Origin of the sequence: Limosilactobacillus mucosae (genome assembly GCF_046939755.1) — a bacterium.
In the GTDB taxonomy this organism is placed as follows: Bacteria; Bacillota; Bacilli; order Lactobacillales; family Lactobacillaceae; genus Limosilactobacillus; species Limosilactobacillus mucosae_A.
The window spans coordinates 1-897 of record NZ_JBKZAY010000075.1 but is presented as its reverse complement, the minus strand read 5'-3'; the positions used below and the strand labels follow the sequence as shown (position 1 = coordinate 897).

The following is an 897-nucleotide window of genomic DNA, read 5'->3' as shown; positions in this document are numbered from 1 at the left end:
ACCGGCGCATTTCTGCGTGGTCGACCGCTGTTCATTTATCAATTAGGCTTTGCAGCTTTCTTGAATTTCACGAGCCCATGGCAAATAAGCCTCTATTTCTGGCGTTTCGCGTTTTGTAAAGGCGCTAAGCAGGGTCTCTAAATATTTAAAGACATCCAAATGATTTAGTTTTGCGGTTTGCACGATGCTATACCAGATCGCATTGGCTTTGGCCCCAGCCGTGGACTTCGCAAACAGACTGTTCTTTCTGACCAGCGTGGTGGGACGAATCAGTTGCTCATTGTAATTATTATGCAATGGCAGCTCTCCATGCCTGAACATCTGGTAAACTCGCTTCTTCAATTTAAGGGCATTTTTGATCGCATTGCGCAGCGGTTTGAGTGGTGATTTTGTCAAGGCCTCTTCAATCAGCTGATAGAAATCATCAATCACCGCTTTTAAATGCTGATGCCTTTGGGCTGCCTTCTCACTTGCTGATGAATATTTCAACCGTTTTTCGATGTGAAATGCTTTGGCAAGGATCCGCACAGCGTCACTCGCAATACTTTGCCCTTGAAAGCGGGTAATCTTTGGATCAAGCAGTCGCTTAAATTGGCGATTGATATGAACCAGACAGGTCCCCCAATACGCTTCTGGTAAGCGATTATCAGAATATCCACTAAACCCATCACACATAATGCCGCCAGAAAAGTCATCACCTAAGATTTCTGTAATAACCTTTCCTGATCGTGAAGGGGCATAGTGGAAATACGATACTTGATGTGGACTGAATTCTTCCGTAGAACAGGCTGACCAGAAGTAGCCATGTGATTGATCAAGATCCAGAACTTGAAATGGCGTCTCATCAAGCTGCACCACAGGTGCTGCCTTGATTTCTTGACGCAGACGTTCATAAAT

1 protein-coding gene is annotated in these 897 nt (G+C 44.8%); it reads right to left on the bottom strand.

Annotated features, from left to right (window positions below; genetic code table 11):
- Positions 1–42 precede the first annotated feature (42 nt).
- Positions 43–897, bottom strand: an 855-nt coding sequence (tnpC, locus tag ACLUWI_RS10140; protein ID WP_412147222.1) for an IS66 family transposase, incomplete at its 5' end; no start/stop codon positions are given.